Origin of the sequence: [Haemophilus] ducreyi, from assembly GCF_900109315.1 — a bacterium.
GTDB classification, from domain to species: Bacteria; Pseudomonadota; Gammaproteobacteria; order Enterobacterales; family Pasteurellaceae; genus Haemophilus_B; species Haemophilus_B ducreyi.
This window is the reverse complement of sequence record NZ_FOJC01000005.1, coordinates 82,411-101,465: the sequence shown is the minus strand read 5'-3', so window position 1 is coordinate 101,465 and position 19,055 is coordinate 82,411. Positions and strand designations below refer to the sequence as shown.

Genomic DNA, 19,055 nt, shown 5'->3' with positions numbered 1-19,055 from the left:
AAATTTTCAAAATCTACAATGCTATGTAGAACATTAATATTTTCAGCGGTCGCAGGCAGTATAACTGCGTGTAGCCATCAGACGACTTATCATAGTACCTTGACTGAAGGTGTGGATAGCGCTGTTGCTCCTCAGCAAGATTTCTTTCGCTATGTGAATGGTAAATGGTTAGTAAATGCACAAATTCCAGCCGATCGTACTTCATGGGGAACCTTAGCAGAATTAGCGGATTTAAATGAGAAGCGCTCAATTAATTTATTACAAGCGGTCATTAATGATCCGAAATTAGCCAATGATGCGCGTGCAAAGCGATTAAAAGCACTTTATCAAACATATACTGATTTAGATGCGCGTGAACAACTTGCGTTAACGCCAATACAAGCCGATTTAGATAAAATTAATGCTATTCATACGTTTGCAGATTTAACGCGCTATTTAATTGATGAAGCGAAAGAGGGGAATGATAATTTAATAGTTTGGTCAGTTTTTGCACATTTAAAAAATTCACGTCAGAACGCGGTTTATTTAGCAAATAGTGATTTAGGGCTAAGTAATGATTATTTTCAGAAAGATACGCCAGAAAATCGGGCGACTTTAGCGCAATATCAGGATTACATTCGTCAGATTTTAACTATTGCCAAGGTGCCAAATCCAACCGCAAGTGCTGCAGCTATTGTGGCGTATGAAAAAGAAATGGCGAATACGTTGTTCACTAACGAAGAAGAGCGGGATATGCAAAAACGCTATAATCCTGTGACAATGAAAGATTTAGCCAACTTGAGTCAACATATTAATTTAGCTGATTATTTAAAAGCCGTGGGGGTAAATACAGAAGAAGTCATTTTATGGGAGCCACGTTATTTCCACGCATTAGATAAATTAATCAATCCACAAAAATTAGCCGTCATTAAAGATTATCTGTTATTTAAAACACTTTCTGAAAATGCGGGTTATTTGCATAAAAAGCTAGATGATATGAAGTTTGCGTTTTATGGTAAAAAATTGGTTGGTCAGAAGCAACAACGTCCGTTAGATAAACGGGCATTAGGGATCGTGAATAGTTGGTTAGGGCAAGAGTTTGCACAATTTTATGTAGAAAAATTCTTTCCGCAAACAGCTAAAAATGATCTACTAGAAATGGCGGATTACTTAATTAAGGCGTACCATCGTCGTATTGAAAAATTGGATTGGATGTCGCCGGAAACGAAGAAAAAAGCAAGTGAGAAATTAGATAAATTTATTGTTGAAGTGGGGTTCCCAAATAAATGGCGTGATTATTCCGCTTTGCAACTTAAAACGGTCAGTGAAGGCGGAACCTTGTACGATAATATGCGGGCTGTAGCAAAATGGGCCTATCAAGAGAATTTAACAAAAATAGGTAAGCCAGTTGATTTAAATGAATGGGGAATGTTACCTCAAATCGTCAATGCTTCTTACAATCCATTGATGAATAGAATTGTATTTCCTGCCGGTATTCTACAAGCGCCACTTTATGATGTTTATACTGATCCGGCAGTTAATTTTGGCGCGATTGGTGCAATTATTGGCCATGAAATTACGCACGGCTTTGATGATAGCGGTTCTAAATTTGATGGTGAGGGCAATCTAAAGGATTGGTGGACTTCAGATGATCGTAAAAAGTTTGAAGCATTAGCAGATCGATTAGTCGCACAATTTAATCAATTTGAAGTTGCACCAAAAGTGTATGTAAATGGGCGCTTCACGCTAGGTGAAAATATTGCTGATTTGGGCGGTTTAAGTATTGCGTATGATGCATTAAAATTGTACGAACAAGATCACGGTATTACACCAATGATTGAGAATCTAAGCAGTGATCAGCGTTTCTTTATGAGCTGGACACGTTCTTGGCGGCATAAAGCTACAGTACAGGCACTGACTCACCAAGTGAAAAGTGATCCTCACGCACCGGGTCAATTCCGTGCTTATGCACCAATCTTAAATATTAGTGGGTTCCATCGAGCATTTAATACAAAATTGGGTGATAAAATGTATCGAAATGATGCGGAACGAATTCGTATTTGGTAATAAATGACCGCGATAAGCGGTCTTTTTCGCTGAGTTGAATATAAAAATTCCCCTAAATTGAATGTTATTATTCAATTTAGGGGCTAAGTAAGGAGTTTTATTGGAAAATGAATTAGCAGTGATTATTTTTCAGCTTATTTTTTCATTTCGTCCACTTTTTCTTTCATTGCATCAGCTGCGGTGTCCATTTTTTCTTTCATCTCATCTTTCTTTTCAGCCATCTCGGCTTTTTTATCAGCAGCAGCTTCTTTCATGTCTTCCAATTTTGCTTTTGCTGCGTCTTTCATTTCGTTAGCTGATTCTTTCATATCACCCGCCTTTTCTACTACAATTGCTTTTGTGTTTGCTGCAGTGTCTGTTACCGTTTGTTTCATTTCTTCAACTTGTGGTTTATCGCATGCAGCTAATGTGAATGTTGTGCCTAATACTAATGCTAAAATAGATTTTTTCATTTGTTTTTCCTTGTATGTAAGATAAATAAATTTAAGCTTTTATAAGCCATTCATATATTTCGACTATCAAATTTTTAAAAGGTTGCAATTTTTATTCGTTTTAGCTATTAAAAAAGCCTGTTAGTGATGCTAACAGGCTTTTCGGTAGTTATTTGAGCTATTCCGTTGCTATTTTAGTAGTCTGTGGCGCAGCGTAAACGTGGTTTTCTGCACTTGAATGACCACCAAATCCTTTACCCTGGAAATAGTATTTAGATTCTGCCCATTCTGTTACGTTAACTATCGTGGCTGTTTCTGTTACAGCGGCAGCTACAGTCATTCCTGCTTGTGTATGTTCTACGCGTGAGAATGTACCTAAACGACGATCAATAGCACAATTATCTACAGAAGATATTGGTAGCGTAGGTTCGTTTTCTTTATTTAGTTGCTGTTCGGTAGCGGGTTCAACGGCTTCAATCATAGGTCGTTTTTGCATACGTTCGTGCCTTTCTTGCACTAAATCACGATCAGTATGTTGTGGAACAAAATCGCCTAACGGTGAAGTATGTTTTGCAATCGTTTCTTCAACTATTTCTTTTTCAACTATCTCGTCTTCAACTTGAGTATGCGGTTGAACAAGGTGTTGGTTACGTGCATTTTTTTCTTTAACTAAGTCACGATCACTGTGTTGAGTGACAAAACCACCTAGCGGTGCAACAGCGGATATTTCCTTTTCTTTGGTATTTTCTGTTGTGGTATTGCTAGCTTTACTTTGTGTTTGCTGTTGTTCTAGCATTTCATCGACAGAAAGGAAACGCGCTTTTTCTTCGGGCTTCGCTTCCGCTTGTTCTGTTGATGGTGGTGTACCAAATTTAACCCAAATTTTACCGCTTGCTAGTTCAGGCGAAGCAACGGCGGCAATGAGTGGCATGGCCGCAACCGGGCTTTCAGTGTGTGGATTGTTATTTTCACGACGGCGTTGATTACTAACACGTAAATGGCGAGGTAAGCGACGTTGGCGATTGTTTTCGCGTTGTTCGTTGCGTTCTTCATTTACTTCTGTTGGTAGCTCTTGCGGTTGTGGTTGTTCTGGCGCTTGCGTAACAACTGGTTCTGCTACTTTGTTATTTTGTACTTTTGCTACAGCAAGCGGTTTAGTCACTTCGGTCTGTATTGGTGTGTTTTCAATTACATGCTCTTCAGTTGTAATTGGTTCTACACGTACTTTTTTGCGTAAATCACGGCGTTGACGACGTTCTGTGCTTTGTTGATCGCGTGCTACACGGCGTTCAGGTTGCGCTTCTTGTACGCCTGCAACTTCTTCTACAATTTGACGACGCGCTTTTTTCGGTTCGGTTCGCTCTTGACGTGTAGGTTTTGCGTCCTCTTGCGTTTGGTTTAGTGTCGCTTGTTTACGTTCTTGGCGATCATTACGGTTTGAGCGATCACGGCGATTACGGCGTTCTCGTAGGTTACGTGTGTTAGGTTTCGGTTTGGTTTCAACTTTTTCTTCAGTTTTAGCGAATAAACCTTTTATTTTCGCGATTAAGCGGTTTAATAATGAAGGTTGATTGGCTGAGGTTGGCATAGGTGCCGCTTGAATATTTAACTCTGAGCTTTGTAATACTGATTCAACAGTAATAACAGGTTCATTACGGGTCGTTAAGTTTTCCTCTGCTGATGGAATTTGGTGTGTATAGAGCGGGCTATCTTCATTACGCATTTCATACAGTTTAGCTAAATCATAACTTAAGGTAGGTAGCAGTTCATTTTCGCATAAACGATAGACGCTGAAATGAGGGGTTTCCATATTTTGATTTGGTACGACAACAACTTGTACATTATGGCGTTTCTCAATGCTTGAGATAGCGGCCCGTTTTTCATTAAGTAAATAAGAGGCAATTTGGATTGGCACAATCGTATGGACTTGTGCAGTATTTTCTTTGATGGCTTCTTCTTCAACTAAGCGCAAAATAGAGAGTGCAATTGATTCATTGTCACGAATTTTACCGGTACCTTGACAACGTGGGCAGACGTGGCTTGATGCTTCACTCAATGATGGGCTTAAACGTTGGCGGCTCATTTCTAATAAGCCAAAACGGGAGATGCGACCAAATTGAATACGAGCACGATCTTGTCGTGTGGCTTCACGGATACGATTTTCTACTTCACGCTGATGGCGAACCGGTGTCATATCGATAAAATCAATCACAATTAGACCACCTAAATCGCGTAAACGGAGTTGGCGAGCAATTTCATCGGCGGCTTCTAAGTTAGTATTGAGCGCTGTTTCTTCAATATCACCACCTCGAGTTGAACGTGAGGAGTTAATATCAATGGCTGTTAATGCTTCGGTTACGTCAATTACGATTGAGCCACCAGAGGGTAAACGAACTTCTCTTTGGAAAGCAGATTCAATTTGCGATTCGATTTGGTAATGGCTAAACAGTGGCACTTCACCTTCGTATAAGCGGATACGATTGATAAAATCAGGCCGTACTAAGCGGATATGATTTTTGGCTTTTTCAAAGATTTTTTTATTATCAATTAAAATTTCACCAATATCTCGGCGGAGGTAATCGCGGATGGCCCGTACAATTACGTCACTTTCTTGATGAATAAGGAAAGGCGCGGGGCGAGATTCTGCAGATTGTTTAATTGCACTCCAATGGTGTAATAAAACTTTTAAGTCCCATTGTAATTCTTCAGGTGATTTGCCTACTCCGGCAGTACGGACTATTAATCCCACGTCTTCTGGTACGTCTAGGCAATCTAATGCTTCTTTTAATTCTAAACGTTCGTCGCCTTCAATACGGCGTGAAATACCGCCAGCACGAGGATTATTAGGCATTAACACTAAGTAACTGCCCGCTAGTGAAATAAAAGTTGTTAAGGCAGCACCTTTATTTCCTCTTTCCTCTTTATTGACTTGTACAATAACTTCTTGGCCTTCTTTGATGATGTCTTTGATGTTCGGGCGTCCATTAAATACATAGTCGGCAGGAAAATATTCACGCGAAATTTCTTTTAAAGGGAGGAAGCCGTGCCGTTCAGATCCATAATCAACAAAAGCTGCTTCAAGGCTTGGCTCTACGCGAGTAATTTTTCCTTTATAAATATTTGATTTTTTTTGCTCGTGGCCAGGATTTTCAATATCTAAATCAAATAAACGTTGCCCATCTACAAGCGCTACGCGCAACTCTTCTTTTTGAGTCGCATTAATTAACATTCTTTTCATTCTGTTTTCTCGTTATGCATTTTTATCTTGAACTGCTGAGGTAGGATTAAATAATTATTGTTCAGGGTATAGGAATACGCTTGAGGAAATCCATTATTTTATGGTGAATACCTTTTCTTATTGGATAATTGGGCAATCTCTCGACTGTCGTGCATTTATTTAATCAGCGAGTATAAGGCGCAATGATTCTTGTCTTATGTATAATTCTTCTTATCTCAAATTTACTGCAGAATCAAATAGTTATATATCTCTTTACTCCTTAGCAAGCGGTACTTTTTTGTGCTATTTTTGCAAAATTGCTTGATAAATAAGAGCGTAAAAAAGCGCATTATTATTACATTTTCATCACTAAATAAGCAAGGTAAATATGTTTTATTCATAGGTTGGATTTTGTTGAAAGTGATTGCAATTTGATATAGATTTGCTCTTTTTTTACCGTTGAATTGTTAACAGTGAGGAGTTTGTTATGCAAAAATCAACCTTAGCCGCTGTGCTGGCTAGTGTGTTATTTCTGTCTGCTTGTGATAATAAAAAGAAAGCTATATTAGCTGAAAAGTTACATCAGTCTGAACGGAGAGTCGTGGAATTAAAGCAAGCTTTACTTGAATCACAACAGATGTTGAGACAGTTAAAAGCACACTTGGTGCAAACAGAACAGGGAGAAGTGCCATCGCTAGCGGTCGAAATTTATCCGTTTTTTGAGAAATCGGACAGGATTAAATTTGAGATGAATGCTAATCAATCAGCCTTATATCCTATTTCTTCAGCAGAACAACATTATTTTGTTAGTTTGGCGAGTACAGGGTTTAGTTGGTTAGATAATTTATTAGCGAAACAGATTCTAATGCGTTATACGAAAACGCCGGTTGATCAACTTGCAAGTATCGATATTAACCACATTGATGGTGATGAATTAGCACGTTTGCATGCGGTATTAGCCAGAGATTATGCAGAAAATTTAGCCACTTTAAAAGAAGGCGTGACCTTAGGTATTTCAAGCACTGCGGAAACAATTTATTTGGGACAACGGCATAATATTGTTACTTTTAGTCAAAATTATGATGAATATACTGGCGGAGCGCATAATAACTATTATACGAGATATTTGAATATTGACGTTAATAATAAGCGGATTATTTTATTGGAAGATTTACTTGCGAAAGCAAAACAAGTAGCGTTGAAAGCGCTTTTATGGAAATATTATGTGCAAATGAGAAGCACAAAAGTAGCAGAACAACCAACGACTTTTATTTTTGAAAGTGATTTTTATATAGCGGAAGATTTTCTATTTACTGATGATGGCATAAAATTTATTTATCCGCCTTACGCTTTAGGGCCTTTTTCTGAGGGTGAAATTAGCTTAACAGTGCCGTGGAATGAGGTTAATTCATTATTAAATTTAGCGTATCAGCGTACGCCTAAAGATGGTTATGGTTTAGCGCCGGTGTTTGAATTGGTTGAATAATAAAAGCCCCCACATGATGGGGGCTTAATTTTTATCTTGTCGCGGCAAATAGCGGTTTCATGGCTCTTTCTTCTTGGTAAATACGTACGCTTAGTACCATTAAATAAATAGGGAAAAGCGCAAATAGTGTATACCAAGAATGGCAGAGTAGTGCTAGGCCAAGTAATTCGGGAATAATATTAAGAAAATAGTTAGGATGTCTGATCGTTCTGAAAAGTATGGAAGTGTTAATTTGATGCGTCGGTAGAATATAAAGTTTTACTGTCCAGATTTGTTTTAGTTCTTTAATCACCCAGAAAAGTGCAAGATAAGCAAAGAACATGACTATTGCACCTAATAAGCTGATTTTATCCCAGTAATGTTTTAAATAGTTGGCTTCAAATATGGCAGAAAAGTAAAACAGAACATGGGCAATAGCAAGTAATTTTGAGTTTTTAGCACCATATTGTATGGCCCCTTTTCTGATGAGTGCTTTTTCATTCCGAACGGAAATACTTAGGCTAAATAGGCGGATAATAAAAAAAACAGCAAAGGTTATATTAACCAATAACATATATTCTCCTTTGAGAGACTGAGGTTATAAAAATAATCACACCTTGTGGGTGTGAATCTAGTGTTCAATCACAAAAGGCAATAAGCGGTAAATTTTTGATAAAAAACGTTTAAAATCCACCGCTTATACTTCCATAGCGAGTTTGCTAATTATAAACCTAATTGATCCCAAAGTTCATCAATATGTTGTACGACTTGTTGATTTTTTGTAATAGGTTTTCCCCATTCGCGTATTGTTTCGCCATTCCATTTATTTGTGGCGTCAATTCCCATTTTTGAACCTAGGCCTGCAATCGGTGAAGCGAAGTCCAAATAGTCAATCGGCGTGTTTTCAATCAAGGTAGTGTCACGGCTAGGATCACAACGAGTGGTGATGGCCCAAATTACATCTTTCCAATCACGCGCATTAATATCATCATCGCAGACAATCACAAATTTAGTGTACATAAATTGGCGAAGAAATGACCAAATGCCCATCATTACACGTTTAGCATGCCCTGCGTATTGTTTTTTAATGGTTACTACGGCTAAACGATAGGAACACCCTTCAGGTGGTAAATAAAAATCAACGATTTCTGGGAATTGTTTTTGTAAGATGGGGATAAAAACTTCATTTAATGCTTCCCCTAACACGGCCGGTTCATCAGGTGGTCGCCCCGTGTAAGTTGAATGATAAATGGCGTCTTTTCGCATTGTAATGTGTGTAACGGTAAAGACAGGGAAATACTCTTGTTCATTATAATAGCCGGTGTGATCACCATAAGGACCTTCTAATGCGGTTTCATTTACATCTATATAGCCTTCTAAAACAATCTCTGCACTGGCAGGCACGTCTAATGGATTGCTGATAGGCTTGATGACTTCAGTTCTATGACCGCGTAATAAGCCGGCAAACGCATATTCAGATAATGTATCAGGAATAGGCGTAACGGCTGCCAAAATAGTAGCCGGATCAGCCCCAATAGCGACAGAAACCGGAAAGGGTTTATCTGGATACGTAGCTTTCCATTCTTGAAAATCTAATGCGCCACCACGATGTGAAAGCCAACGCATAATTAATTTATTTTTGGCGATTAATTGTTGGCGGTAGATACCTAGATTTTGCCGTTTTTTGTGTGGACCTTGTGTAATCGTGAGGCCCCAAGTAATTAATGGTGCAATGTCTTCTTCGTGACAATGCATAATGGGTAAATCATATAAATTGACCGCATCACCTTCAATGACAATTTGTTGGCAAGAGGCGTTATCTCGAGTTTTACTCGGCATATTTAAAATTTGTTTCCATTGTGGCAGTTGCCCTAACAACTCTTTAAAGCCTTTGGGTGGTTCTGGTTCTTTTAAAAACGCGAGTAATTTGCCTAATTCACGTAACGCTTGAGTATTTTCTTGCCCCATACCGAGTGCCACACGTTTGGGGGTGCCAAATAAATTACATAAAACAGGCATTTGATAACCTTTTGGATTTTCAAACAGAATTGCAGGCCCCGCTTTCCGTAGCGTGCGATCAGCAATTTCAGCCATTTCTAAATAAGGATCAATCTCTTGTTTTACTCTGACTAACTCACCTTGTTGTTCAAGTAAATTTAAGAATTCGCGTAAATCTCGGTATTTCATAAGCGTAACAATAACAAAAAAGTTGATCGCTAGTATATAGAAAATAGAGGGTAAAAAATACCCATAAAAAAATTATGATAATAAAGTGATCGTTTTGATAAAGTCTGATAGAATCAGTGGACTTTATTTTTAAAGAAGGAAATTTTTATGTTTAAGAAAACAGTGTTGACGCTTGCGATGTTAGGCGTAACGACAGTCGCAAATGCGGATGTATTAACCTCAATTAAACCGTTGGGCTTCATTGCAAATGCGATTACTGATGGTGTGACTGAAACCAAAGTCCTATTACCTGTAACAGCTTCGCCACACGATTACAGTTTAAAGCCTTCTGATATTGAGAAATTAAAATCAGCACAACTAGTCGTTTGGGTTGGCGATAGTTTAGAAGCCTTTTTAGAAAAAAGTATTGATAAGTTACCAAAAGAAAAAGTGTTACGCCTAGAAGATGTACCGGGCATTAAAATGATTGTAGATGCGACCAAGAAAAAGGATCACCATGACCACGATCATGGGCATATTCATGGCCATCATCACGATAAAGACTGGCATATTTGGTTTTCACCTGAAGCGAGTCAACTTGCGGCAGAACAGATTGCTGAACGTTTAACCGCACAATTACCTGAGAAAAAAGCAAAAATTGCAGAAAATCTAGCCGCTTTCAAAGCAAATTTAGCGGATAAAAGTAATGAAATAATCCAACAGCTACAAGCGGTAAAAGATAAAGGTTATTATACTTTCCACGATGCGTATGGTTATTTTGAGCGTGCATATGGGCTAACCTCTCTAGGTTCATTTACCATTAACCCAACTATTGCACCAGGTGCAAAAACCTTGAATGCGATTAAAGAAAATATTGCGGCGCATAAAGCACAATGTTTATTTGCCGAACCTCAATTTACGCCAAAAGTGATTGATAGTTTAAGTAAGAGTACTGCGGTTAAGGTTGGGCAGTTAGATCCATTAGGTGCCAAAGTGAAGTTAAGTAAAACGGCGTATCCGCAATTTTTACAAGCGATTGCAGATGAATTTAGTCAATGCTTAACGCAATAATGTATTCTGAATAGTATTAAAAAAGCGGTGGATTTCTTGCAAAAAATTGCTAAAAATTTACCGCTTTATTTTTTATGCTTATAGTTATTTTAGCGTGTATATAACGGAAAACTATTTGATAATTTTTGCACCTTCAGCTGTGCCTACAATGATGATATTGGCATAACGTTGTGCAAAGATACCATTAGTTACTACGCCAGCAATATTATTAATAGTGTGTTCCATTTTAAGCGGTTCATAAATATTAAAATTATGCACATCTAAAATAACATTGCCATTATCAGTAACAACACCTTCGCGATATTCGGGTGATCCACCTAAGGCAACTAGTTGGCGGGCAACATAAGAACGAGCCATCGGGATTACTTCCACCGGCAATGGAAAACTAGAACCTAATACGTCAACTTGTTTCGAACTATCGACCATACAGATAAATTGTTTAGCAAGCGAACTGACGATTTTTTCACGCGTTAATGCTGCGCCGCCACCTTTTATCATTGCACCTTGTGGCGTGATTTCATCAGCACCATCAATATATACATCTAATCCCGCAACTTCATTAGCGTTAAACACCTCAATACCCATTGCACGCAACCGATCCTCTGATGCTTTAGAGGCCGCTACGGCACCTTTAATCTCATCTTTGATTGAGGCAAGGGCATCAATAAAGCAATTGACAGTGGAACCACTTCCCACACCGATTATCGTATCTGGTTTAACAAATTGAAGAGCAGCTTGGGCCGCAATTTTTTTCATTTCTTGTTGAGTCATCAGAGAACCTCTCACTTCTAGGCGATTAAATTAGGGTTACTTATTATACTTAAATCATAACAATAACGCGGTTATTTTATCGTAACATATTGCTAAAAGCAGACCGCTTGCAATGTATTAATGGTGTTGTATTGCAGAGACAATTTCTTCCGCATATTGTTGTGCTAAAACGGCATCTTCACATTCCACCATTACACGAATTAGCGGTTCTGTACCGGATTTACGTAGCAGAATACGACCTTTGCCAACTAAACGCGTTTCAATATCTTTAGCAAGAGCTTTCACGGCTGCGTTTTCTAATGGATTGTTACCACCATCAAAACGAACATTTAATAATACTTGTGGAAATAATGGCACTGCGTGTGTTAAATCATTTAAGCTCATTTTATGTGCTTCCATTGCAGCTAATACTTCTAATGAAGCAATGATACCGTCCCCCGTAGTATTTTTGTCTAAGACAATGATATGCCCGGAATTTTCTCCGCCGAGCTTCCAATTTTTTTCTTTTAATTGTTCTAGTACGTAACGATCACCTACATTAGCGCGCGTAAATGGAATGGCTAAATGCTTCAATGCTATCTCTAATCCCATATTACTCATTAACGTGCCGACCACACCGCCTTTCAATTTACCGGAACATAATGCTTCACGAGCAATGATAAATAGAATTTGATCGCCATCGACTTTATTGCCTAAATGATCGACCATAATAATCCGATCACCATCACCATCATAGGCGACACCAAGATCAGCCTTTGAGGCTAAAACAGCTTGTTGTAACGTGCTGATATCTGTAGCACCACATTTATCATTGATATTCAAACCATTTGGATGGGTGCCGATTTCAATTACTTCTGCCCCTAGCTCACGCATAACATTCGGCGCAATATGATAAGTTGCACCGTGTGCACAATCGACTACTATTTTATAGCCTTTTAAACTAGCATCAGCAGGGAAAGTGCCTTTGCAGAATTCGATATAACGACCAGCAGCATCATTAATCCGAATGGCTTTACCTAATTGATCGGATTCGACATAGTCCATCGGTTGATCCAACAACGCCTCAATAGCTTCTTCGACTTCGTCTGGTAATTTTTCACCATTGGCAGAAAAGAATTTTATGCCATTATCATAATATGGATTATGCGATGCAGAGATAACAATGCCAGCTTCCGCTCGAAAAGTTCGCGTCAGATATGCTACTGCTGGAGTCGGCATTGGCCCAACAAACGCAGCAGAAAGACCCGCAGCAGCTAAGCCCGCTTCTAAAGCAGATTCTAACATATAGCCTGAAATACGAGTATCTTTCCCTATTAATACTTGCTTGGTTCCTTGTGTTGCTAAAATTTTACCCGCTGCCCAACCTAGCTTTAATGCGAAATCAGGTGTAATCGGAAATTGACCTACTTTTCCACGCACGCCATCAGTGCCAAAATATTTACGTTCTGCCATCTAAACACCTCAAAATCATCTTGTTTCTTTTATTGCAAATTATATTAAGTTTATATGACCGCTTGCTTCGCTAATCATTCAATTTATCTAGTTATAATGCTTATTTTTGCGATAGCTTTCAAGGGATTAATTGCTGTTGAAAAAATAATAAAAGGCACAAACAAAAAATGTTTGTGCCAGTGAGCAAACCTAAAATTAGTGATGGTCGTTACAACCACAGTTACCATGATTATGATGTTCATCGTGCTCGTTACAGCAACCGCCTTCTTCATCACCATGTCCACCGCAACAGCCGTGTTCATCAGTGTGAATATGGCCGTGTGCAATCTCTTCTTCAGTCGCTTTACGGATAGCCACAACTTCAACAGAGAATAATAATTCTTGGCCAGCTAACATATGGTTACCATCAACGACCACTTCATCGCCTTCTACTGCGGTGATCACTACAGGTAAAGGACCTAAATCAGTGTCTGCAATAAAACGCATACCGACTTCTAATTCATCCACGCCCATAAATACATCTTTTGTTACACGTTGTACCATATTTTCGTTGTATTCACCGTAGCCTTCTTCTGGTTTTACCCGCACTTCAAATACATCACCAACCGCTTTTTCTTCAAGTGCTTTTTCTAAGCCCTCTACCAAATTGTTGTGGCCGTGTAGGTATTCTAACGGCTGATTAACAGGCGCTTCATCGACTAATACACCGTCTTGAGTACGTACTTGATAAGCGATACTAGGTACAACATTTTTTGTAATTTTCATTAAAAGATTCCTTTGTTATTGAGGTAGAGACAGTAAGCATTGTAGCTATTTATCTTAGATTTGCAAATATTGAAAAATAAATGACCGCGCTTTATTGGCGATTAAATATGCGAGAAAAGATAAAATAAAATGCAAAGCGAACCTTATCAAATATCACGCACAATTTTTTAATTTTTTATCAAAATCATTCTTGCTCTTTGTATCGTCTTTGCGTATAATTAGCAACCTATTTTATATGAATTTAATAGTGCCTAAGTTATACGCAATAGGCACAAATTAGCGGAGTAAATAATGTACGCAATTTTCCAAAGTGGCGGCAAACAACACCGAGTAAGTGAAGGTCAAGTCGTTCGTTTAGAAAAACTTGAATTAGCAACAGGTGAAAAAGTTGAATTCGATTCAGTGTTAATGGTCGTTAATGGTGAAGATATTAAAATTGGTGCACCAGTAGTTGCAGGTGCGAAAGTAATGGCTGAAGTTGTAGCGCAAGGTCGTGGCGATAAAATTAAAATCGTTAAATTCCGTCGTCGTAAACATAGCCGTAAACAACAAGGTCATCGTCAGTGGTTCACCGAAGTGAAAATCACTGGGATTCAAGCATAATTTCAGAGGAGATCAAGTAGATGGCAACTAAAAAAGCTGGTGGTTCAACTCGTAATGGTCGTGATTCTGAAGCTAAACGCCTTGGTGTTAAACGTTTCGGTGGAGAATCTGTATTAGCGGGTAGCATTATTGTTCGTCAACGTGGTACTAAATTCCACGCAGGTTCAAATGTTGGTATGGGTAAAGACCATACATTATTTGCGACAGCAGATGGTAAAGTTAAATTTGAAGTGAAAGGCGAGAAAAATCGTAAATATGTAAGCATCGTTGCTGAATAATAGCGACTTACGTTCATTTCAATATGAATAGAAAGCCTTACTGATTTCAGTGAGGCTTTTTCTTTATTTTATGCTCGTGTTTTTTATTTCTTATATCACATCAAAATGAAACAATCACCTTTGTTCGGATTCTTTCTAGCCACGATAGCGGTTATAATGTGGGGACTATTACCAATAGTATTACAACCTATTTTTCACGCTATGGATGTACAAACTATTGTATGGTTTCGCTTCTTTAGTGCGATGGTAGGCACCTTTTTCATATTATTATTCAAGAAAAAACTACCTAGTTTTAAACAAATTGATACTAAACAATTCTTACTGATCCTTTTGGGCGTTTTTGGTTTATCTTGTAACTTTTTCTTATTTAATCTAGCGTTGCATTATATCCCACCTGCAGCAAGCCAAGTAATTACCCCGCTTTCTTCCTTTATTATGATTTTTGCGAGTGTTGTGTTGTTTAAGGAAGTTATTGGTATTCACCAGAAAATTGGTTTAATCACTTTAATTATTGGCTTGTTATTATTTTTTAAGCATCGCTTGGCAGATTTTTCTATGATGAACGATTATGCTTTTGGCATTCTATATGCGGTGATTGCTTCTTTGATCTGGATTTGTTACGGTATTGCACAAAAGCTGATGTTGAAGCGGTCCAGTTCATTACAAATTTTGCTGATGATTTATATTGGCTGTTCTATTATTTTTACTCCGGTTGCTAATTTTTCACAAGTCTTTGAACTAACGCCTTTTATGTCAGCGTGTTTAATTTTTTGTTGTTTGAATACCGTGATTGCTTATGGTTGTTACGCTGAAGCATTAAATCGCTGGGAAGTTGCCAAGGTTAGTGTAATGATGACGCAAATCCCAATTATCACTATTATTTTTGCAGAAGTTATCTATTATTGTATGCCTAGTTATTTTGCTAAACCGGAATTATCTTTATCTAGCTTAATCGGTGTATTATTAGTGGTATGTGGTGCTGCACTTTCTGCCATTGGCCATAAAATTTTTTATGCAAATCGACCGCTTGATAAATAAGGCGGATGAATCATCGTAAGAACCCTTTGTTTTACGAGTGGGTTATTTAAATAATGTTTAGGTGTTCTAATGCATATAAGATACCATCTTCGTTGATTGGTTTGGTTACAAAATCGGCTAATTGTTTTACTGCTTCTTCTGCATTACCCATCGCAACGCCTACCCCGACCGTTTCTAACATTTCTAAATCATTAAAACCATCACCAAAGGCTAATGTATTGGCTAGGTTGAGATTAAAATGTTTAATCACATCTTTAATCCCTTGGGCTTTTGAATGTTGTTTACAGAGAATATCGACCGCATTTTGATGCCAACGAGGCACTTTTAAATCCTGTTGAAAGATTCCTGTATTAAAGACTTCGTGATCACGTTCTTGTGGATAAAATGCTAATAGTTGCATGACGTTATTTTGTCGGTAATGTTCAGCATCAACAATATAATCGGCTTTGATGGGCGAGAGTGCCTCATGCACCATTAGGTTATTTTCTGATACAGCGATTTGATCGGTGGTAACGAAACCATAAGCAATATTAAGTTGTTTTAAAAAATGGATACAGCGTTCAATTTGTTGTTGGCTTAATCCATACTGACTGATTAGCTGAGTTTGATAGAAATTATATTGCCCATTAATAGTCACAAAAAGCTCAAATCCTTGTTGGTTAATCAATGGCATTAATGCGCTAGGAAAAGCACTATATGCTCTGCCTGTTGCAATAGCAGGAATAATGCCTTTAGCTTTTAAACGAGGAAGGACTTGTTGAGTAATAGAATCAGGAATGTGACATTTATCTTTGCTATATAGTGTTTCATCAATATCAAAAAAGACGATTTTAATCAGGTCTTTAAGTTCAAGCATGGTAGGGTCTCTTTATAAATTAAGGCATTAATTTTACGTTTTTTCGACTTATATCGCAAAAAAACTTCTTTTCTTTGTTGGTTTTTTTGTTAAAAAGCCTATTTTATGCAAGGAGAAAAAATGAATTGGTTGGGTTTTCGCTGTTTTGCTTGTCAAGCGCCGTTAGCTATTGCTAGTCATGGTATTTGTAGTGGTTGTGTAGCTAAAATTAAACGGCATTGTTATTGTGGACACTGTGGTAGTTTATTGTTGGAAAATCGCAATGCTTGTGGGGAATGTTTGCGAAATGAACCTAAATGGCATCATTTAGTGCAAGTTTCGCGTTATCAACCACCGCTTTCGGATTGGATTCATCGTTTTAAATTTCAGCATCAATATTGGCTTGATCGGGCTTTGGTGCGTTTATTATTGTTAGTGATTAAACAGGCGCAGCGAGAGCGGCAGTTATCTTTGCCTGAAGTCATTTTGCCTGTTCCACTGTTTTGGCAACGAGGGTTTAATCAAGCGGCGTTATTAGCAAAATATTTGTCCGCTTGGTTAGCGATACCGTTAGATTGTGCTAGTTTACAGCGTATTCGATCCACACGTTCTCAGCGTGAATTAAGTGCAGTTGAAAGAAGCTATAATTTAAGAGGGGCTTTTTGCTATCAACCAACAAAAAAATATCAATCAGTTGCGATTGTTGATGATGTAGTTACAACCGGCTCAACATTAAATGCGATTTGTAGTGAGTTATTAAAGCAAGGTGTACAAGATATTCAGGTTTGGACTTTAGCAAGAACATAAAAAAAAGCTAAGGTGATTAGCTTTTTTATGATCTGTTTAGAGATTAGGTTAAACGCGAGCAGAATAAACTTTAAATTTATTTGATTTAGTGACGACTTGATGTGAACCAAATGCCTTGTCTAATAAGTCTGGATAAGGCAAAAAGGCATTAGCAACGATCCGTAATTCACCACCATAATTAAGGTGATTTTTCGCTTGCATAATGAGAGATTCAACCGTGTGATAAGCAGTGTCAATGTCATCGTGGAAGGGCGGATTGGACACAATTAAATCAAAGCGATCATTAATGTGTGAGAAAACATCACTAGCAATCACTGTACCCGTTAGTTTATTTTTTGCTAAGGTCGCCTGAGCAGAGTGAATAGCCATGCTATGAATATCGGACATTGTGAGTGAAATAGCGGGGAATTGTTGTTTCAAATATGCCCCAATAACACCGGCACCACAGCCAAGATCTAACACGTTGCCGGTTAGGTGATCTTGGTTGGTGAAGCTAGAGAGTAATAGTTGTGAGCCAGCATCTAATTCAGTTGAGCTAAATGCAGCCGGTAAACTCAATACAGTCAGATCGGCTAAGCGGTAGGATTTCCAAAATTTTTGGCAATCGAATTGGGGAATGGTTTGTAGTTCAAAATGGTATAAACCACAGCGACGGGCAGAATCAATTTTAGCAATTTGTCCAAAAGGAGATAATAGTTTTTCGACTGAACGTACGCCGGCACGGTTTTCGCCGATAATTAACATTTGTTGGCCGATGGCAGTTTGTGAAAGCCATTGCAGTAATTGATAATGGCATTCTTGTTTGTTTTTGGTCCAGTAAAATACACCTAGATTGGCAGGAGTAGTACAGTCCAAACCAAATTCAACATCATTATAGTGTCGCGCATAATCAAAATAATGACTAAAAATCGCCACGTGTGAGCTAATCGATCGAATCTGATCAGCAAAGCGGTCGCGCACATTGCCAAATAATAAAATTGACTTGCCATTGAATAATGGTAAATGGCGAGCCAAGACTTCACTTTTTAAAGAGAGCATAAAAATCCTTGCATAATGATCACGGAGATCAAGGTATAACTATAACAAAATGAATGGTAATAAGTTAAACGAGTTTGCCTTAACATTTAAATATAGCCGTGATGGATAAACAAATAAAACATTTCCCCATTTTACCGACTTTTGTTACTATTCCCTACTTGTTTTTGCGAGGTATGAAATGAATCGGCGAGATTTGCTATTAGAAGAGATGGGGATTACTCAGTGGCAATTAACTAAGCCTCAAGTATTGAAAGGCGAAGCGCAGATTTGCTTAGATAATCGTATTAAGTTAGTTATTGTTTGCCAAGAAAGGCACCACACCACGCAGCTATTTCAAGATATTTTATTGACTTTAAATATGCAAAAAGAACAATATCAGTGGTTTGATTTTGCTCAAGCGAAGCGGTTAGTTTTTCAACATCAGCCGATTTTTTGGTTAATTGGTAATACTGAACAAACGGTAGCCTTTGCACATAAAAATGCTAATTTGCCCATTTGGCAGAATGAATCTTGGCATCAATTAGCATTTGTTGCCACAAAGCGCCAATTTTGGCAACAAATAGCACCATTTGCTAATGGTTGAGGTAAATGATGATTGAAACTATTGTTGAACAGGATTTTAACCGCTTATTTGAAATTGAACAGGCAGCCCACCTAGTGCCGTGGAGTAAAGGCACATTACTAAATAACCAAGGCGCTAAATATCTTAATTTAAAATATACCGAACAAGATAACATTATTGCATTTGCGATCTGCCAAACGCTGTTAGACGAAGCGACCTTGTTTAACTTAGCGGTTGATCCTGCTTTTCAAGCTCAAGGCTATGCTAAAAAATTATTAACTGCGCTAATTAATCAGTTACAAGCGCGTGGTATATCAACGCTTTGGTTAGAAGTTCGTCAATCCAATACCATCGCACAAAAACTCTATGATTCAGTTGGCTTTAATCAAATCACGATTCGTAAAAATTATTATCCAATGCCGGATGGTAGCCGTGAAAATGCGGTCATTATGGCATTGTATTTGTAGCTTCTCTGAGAACGAGAGAAATGCCATTAGGAATATAACAAAG

At 38.1% G+C, this 19,055-nt stretch carries 18 protein-coding genes; 9 read left to right on the top strand and 9 right to left on the bottom strand.

Annotation, left to right across the window (positions count from 1 at the left end):
• The first annotated feature begins 18 nt into the window (after positions 1–18).
• Positions 19–2,046 carry a M13 family metallopeptidase gene (locus BMX01_RS04535; RefSeq protein WP_078179343.1) on the top strand — a complete coding sequence of 676 codons (2,028 nt, stop codon included), beginning with the start codon at positions 19–21 and terminating at the stop codon, positions 2,044–2,046.
• Positions 2,047–2,180: 134 nt separating this feature from the next.
• On the opposite strand, the gene BMX01_RS04530 is transcribed toward BMX01_RS04535, so the two are convergent.
• Both BMX01_RS04530 and rne read right to left on the bottom strand, forming a co-directional pair.
• Positions 2,181–2,498, bottom strand: coding sequence for a hypothetical protein (locus BMX01_RS04530; RefSeq protein WP_064082326.1), 318 nt, complete (start codon positions 2,496–2,498; stop codon positions 2,181–2,183).
• 157 nt (positions 2,499–2,655) lie between these two features.
• Positions 2,656–5,715, bottom strand: a complete 3,060-nt coding sequence (gene rne / locus BMX01_RS04525; protein WP_172592905.1) for a ribonuclease E — start codon at positions 5,713–5,715, stop codon at positions 2,656–2,658.
• A gap of 466 nt (positions 5,716–6,181) precedes the next feature.
• On the opposite strand from rne, the gene BMX01_RS04520 reads away from it, so the two are divergent.
• Positions 6,182–7,180: an RsiV family protein gene (locus BMX01_RS04520; protein WP_064082325.1), complete on the top strand. Its 999-nt coding sequence runs from the start codon at positions 6,182–6,184 to the stop codon at positions 7,178–7,180.
• A 31-nt stretch (positions 7,181–7,211) separates the two neighbouring features.
• Here the strand turns inward: BMX01_RS04520 and BMX01_RS04515 are convergent, their stop codons facing one another.
• The gene (locus BMX01_RS04515; protein WP_064082324.1) at positions 7,212–7,733 is read right to left on the bottom strand and encodes an isoprenylcysteine carboxyl methyltransferase family protein; all 522 of its coding nucleotides are present in this window, start codon (positions 7,731–7,733) and stop codon (positions 7,212–7,214) included.
• A gap of 149 nt (positions 7,734–7,882) precedes the next feature.
• Positions 7,883–9,346 (bottom strand): 4-hydroxy-3-polyprenylbenzoate decarboxylase, encoded by a 1,464-nt coding sequence (gene ubiD, locus BMX01_RS04510; RefSeq protein ID WP_064082323.1) that lies wholly within the window; start codon positions 9,344–9,346, stop codon positions 7,883–7,885.
• A gap of 147 nt (positions 9,347–9,493) precedes the next feature.
• Here ubiD and znuA point away from each other — a divergent pair, with 147 nt between their 5' ends.
• Positions 9,494–10,396: a zinc ABC transporter substrate-binding protein ZnuA gene (gene znuA / locus BMX01_RS04505; protein ID WP_074647842.1), complete on the top strand. Its 903-nt coding sequence runs from the start codon at positions 9,494–9,496 to the stop codon at positions 10,394–10,396.
• A 111-nt stretch (positions 10,397–10,507) separates the two neighbouring features.
• Here znuA and rpiA read toward each other — a convergent pair whose 3' ends face one another.
• The 3 genes from rpiA to slyD all read right to left on the bottom strand — a co-directional run bounded on the left by rpiA (position 10,508) and on the right by slyD (position 13,384).
• On the bottom strand, positions 10,508–11,167 hold the full coding sequence (gene rpiA, locus BMX01_RS04500; protein WP_064082321.1) for a ribose-5-phosphate isomerase RpiA: 660 nt from the start codon (positions 11,165–11,167) through the stop codon (positions 10,508–10,510).
• Between the two features lie 117 nt (positions 11,168–11,284).
• The gene (glmM, locus tag BMX01_RS04495; protein WP_074647839.1) at positions 11,285–12,619 is read right to left on the bottom strand and encodes a phosphoglucosamine mutase; all 1,335 of its coding nucleotides are present in this window, start codon (positions 12,617–12,619) and stop codon (positions 11,285–11,287) included.
• A gap of 195 nt (positions 12,620–12,814) precedes the next feature.
• Positions 12,815–13,384: a peptidylprolyl isomerase gene (gene slyD / locus BMX01_RS04490; protein ID WP_064082319.1), complete on the bottom strand. Its 570-nt coding sequence runs from the start codon at positions 13,382–13,384 to the stop codon at positions 12,815–12,817.
• Between the two features lie 291 nt (positions 13,385–13,675).
• On the opposite strand from slyD, the gene rplU reads away from it, so the two are divergent.
• The 3 genes from rplU to BMX01_RS04475 all read left to right on the top strand — a co-directional run bounded on the left by rplU (position 13,676) and on the right by BMX01_RS04475 (position 15,303).
• Positions 13,676–13,987, top strand: a complete 312-nt coding sequence (gene rplU, locus BMX01_RS04485) for a 50S ribosomal protein L21 (RefSeq protein ID WP_010944249.1) — start codon at positions 13,676–13,678, stop codon at positions 13,985–13,987.
• 20 nt (positions 13,988–14,007) lie between these two features.
• A complete protein-coding gene (rpmA, locus tag BMX01_RS04480; RefSeq protein WP_005621788.1) occupies positions 14,008–14,265 on the top strand; it encodes a 50S ribosomal protein L27 in 258 nt (85 codons plus the stop codon).
• 105 nt (positions 14,266–14,370) lie between these two features.
• Complete coding sequence (locus BMX01_RS04475; protein WP_064082318.1) at positions 14,371–15,303, top strand: DMT family transporter; 933 nt, start codon at positions 14,371–14,373, stop codon at positions 15,301–15,303.
• A gap of 46 nt (positions 15,304–15,349) precedes the next feature.
• On the opposite strand, the gene BMX01_RS04470 is transcribed toward BMX01_RS04475, so the two are convergent.
• Positions 15,350–16,159 (bottom strand): Cof-type HAD-IIB family hydrolase, encoded by an 810-nt coding sequence (locus BMX01_RS04470; protein WP_064082317.1) that lies wholly within the window; start codon positions 16,157–16,159, stop codon positions 15,350–15,352.
• 120 nt (positions 16,160–16,279) lie between these two features.
• Between BMX01_RS04470 and BMX01_RS04465 the strand changes: the two genes are divergently transcribed.
• A complete protein-coding gene (locus BMX01_RS04465) occupies positions 16,280–16,945 on the top strand; it encodes a DNA utilization protein GntX (protein WP_064082316.1) in 666 nt (221 codons plus the stop codon).
• 48 nt (positions 16,946–16,993) lie between these two features.
• On the opposite strand, the gene rsmC is transcribed toward BMX01_RS04465, so the two are convergent.
• Positions 16,994–17,983 carry a 16S rRNA (guanine(1207)-N(2))-methyltransferase RsmC gene (gene rsmC / locus BMX01_RS04460; protein WP_064082315.1) on the bottom strand — a complete coding sequence of 330 codons (990 nt, stop codon included), beginning with the start codon at positions 17,981–17,983 and terminating at the stop codon, positions 16,994–16,996.
• A 178-nt stretch (positions 17,984–18,161) separates the two neighbouring features.
• Between rsmC and BMX01_RS04455 the strand changes: the two genes are divergently transcribed.
• Both BMX01_RS04455 and rimI read left to right on the top strand, forming a co-directional pair.
• On the top strand, positions 18,162–18,566 hold the full coding sequence (locus tag BMX01_RS04455; protein WP_064082314.1) for a DNA polymerase III subunit psi: 405 nt from the start codon (positions 18,162–18,164) through the stop codon (positions 18,564–18,566).
• A gap of 8 nt (positions 18,567–18,574) precedes the next feature.
• Entirely contained in the window at positions 18,575–19,012 is a 438-nt protein-coding gene (rimI, locus tag BMX01_RS04450) for a ribosomal protein S18-alanine N-acetyltransferase (protein WP_010944255.1), read from the top strand.
• Positions 19,013–19,055 lie beyond the last annotated feature (43 nt).

Excerpts from the sequence above, each read along its gene's own strand:
- glmM (WP_074647839.1), bottom strand. The coding sequence starts at position 12,619 with ATGGCAGAACGTAAATATTTTGGCACTGATGGCGTGCGTGGAAAAGTA.
- BMX01_RS04465 (WP_064082316.1), top strand. The coding sequence starts at position 16,280 with ATGAATTGGTTGGGTTTTCGCTGTTTTGCTTGTCAAGCGCCGTTAGCT.
- BMX01_RS04520 (WP_064082325.1), top strand. The coding sequence starts at position 6,182 with ATGCAAAAATCAACCTTAGCCGCTGTGCTGGCTAGTGTGTTATTTCTG.
- rne (WP_172592905.1), bottom strand. The coding sequence starts at position 5,715 with ATGAAAAGAATGTTAATTAATGCGACTCAAAAAGAAGAGTTGCGCGTA.
- rplU (WP_010944249.1), top strand. The coding sequence starts at position 13,676 with ATGTACGCAATTTTCCAAAGTGGCGGCAAACAACACCGAGTAAGTGAA.
- ubiD (WP_064082323.1), bottom strand. The coding sequence starts at position 9,346 with ATGAAATACCGAGATTTACGCGAATTCTTAAATTTACTTGAACAACAA.
- rimI (WP_010944255.1), top strand. The coding sequence starts at position 18,575 with ATGATTGAAACTATTGTTGAACAGGATTTTAACCGCTTATTTGAAATT.
- slyD (WP_064082319.1), bottom strand. The coding sequence starts at position 13,384 with ATGAAAATTACAAAAAATGTTGTACCTAGTATCGCTTATCAAGTACGT.
- BMX01_RS04535 (WP_078179343.1), top strand. The coding sequence starts at position 19 with ATGCTATGTAGAACATTAATATTTTCAGCGGTCGCAGGCAGTATAACT.
- BMX01_RS04455 (WP_064082314.1), top strand. The coding sequence starts at position 18,162 with ATGAATCGGCGAGATTTGCTATTAGAAGAGATGGGGATTACTCAGTGG.
- BMX01_RS04530 (WP_064082326.1), bottom strand. The coding sequence starts at position 2,498 with ATGAAAAAATCTATTTTAGCATTAGTATTAGGCACAACATTCACATTA.
- BMX01_RS04515 (WP_064082324.1), bottom strand. The coding sequence starts at position 7,733 with ATGTTATTGGTTAATATAACCTTTGCTGTTTTTTTTATTATCCGCCTA.
- znuA (WP_074647842.1), top strand. The coding sequence starts at position 9,494 with ATGTTTAAGAAAACAGTGTTGACGCTTGCGATGTTAGGCGTAACGACA.
- rpiA (WP_064082321.1), bottom strand. The coding sequence starts at position 11,167 with ATGACTCAACAAGAAATGAAAAAAATTGCGGCCCAAGCTGCTCTTCAA.
- rpmA (WP_005621788.1), top strand. The coding sequence starts at position 14,008 with ATGGCAACTAAAAAAGCTGGTGGTTCAACTCGTAATGGTCGTGATTCT.
- rsmC (WP_064082315.1), bottom strand. The coding sequence starts at position 17,983 with ATGCTCTCTTTAAAAAGTGAAGTCTTGGCTCGCCATTTACCATTATTC.
- BMX01_RS04475 (WP_064082318.1), top strand. The coding sequence starts at position 14,371 with ATGAAACAATCACCTTTGTTCGGATTCTTTCTAGCCACGATAGCGGTT.
- BMX01_RS04470 (WP_064082317.1), bottom strand. The coding sequence starts at position 16,159 with ATGCTTGAACTTAAAGACCTGATTAAAATCGTCTTTTTTGATATTGAT.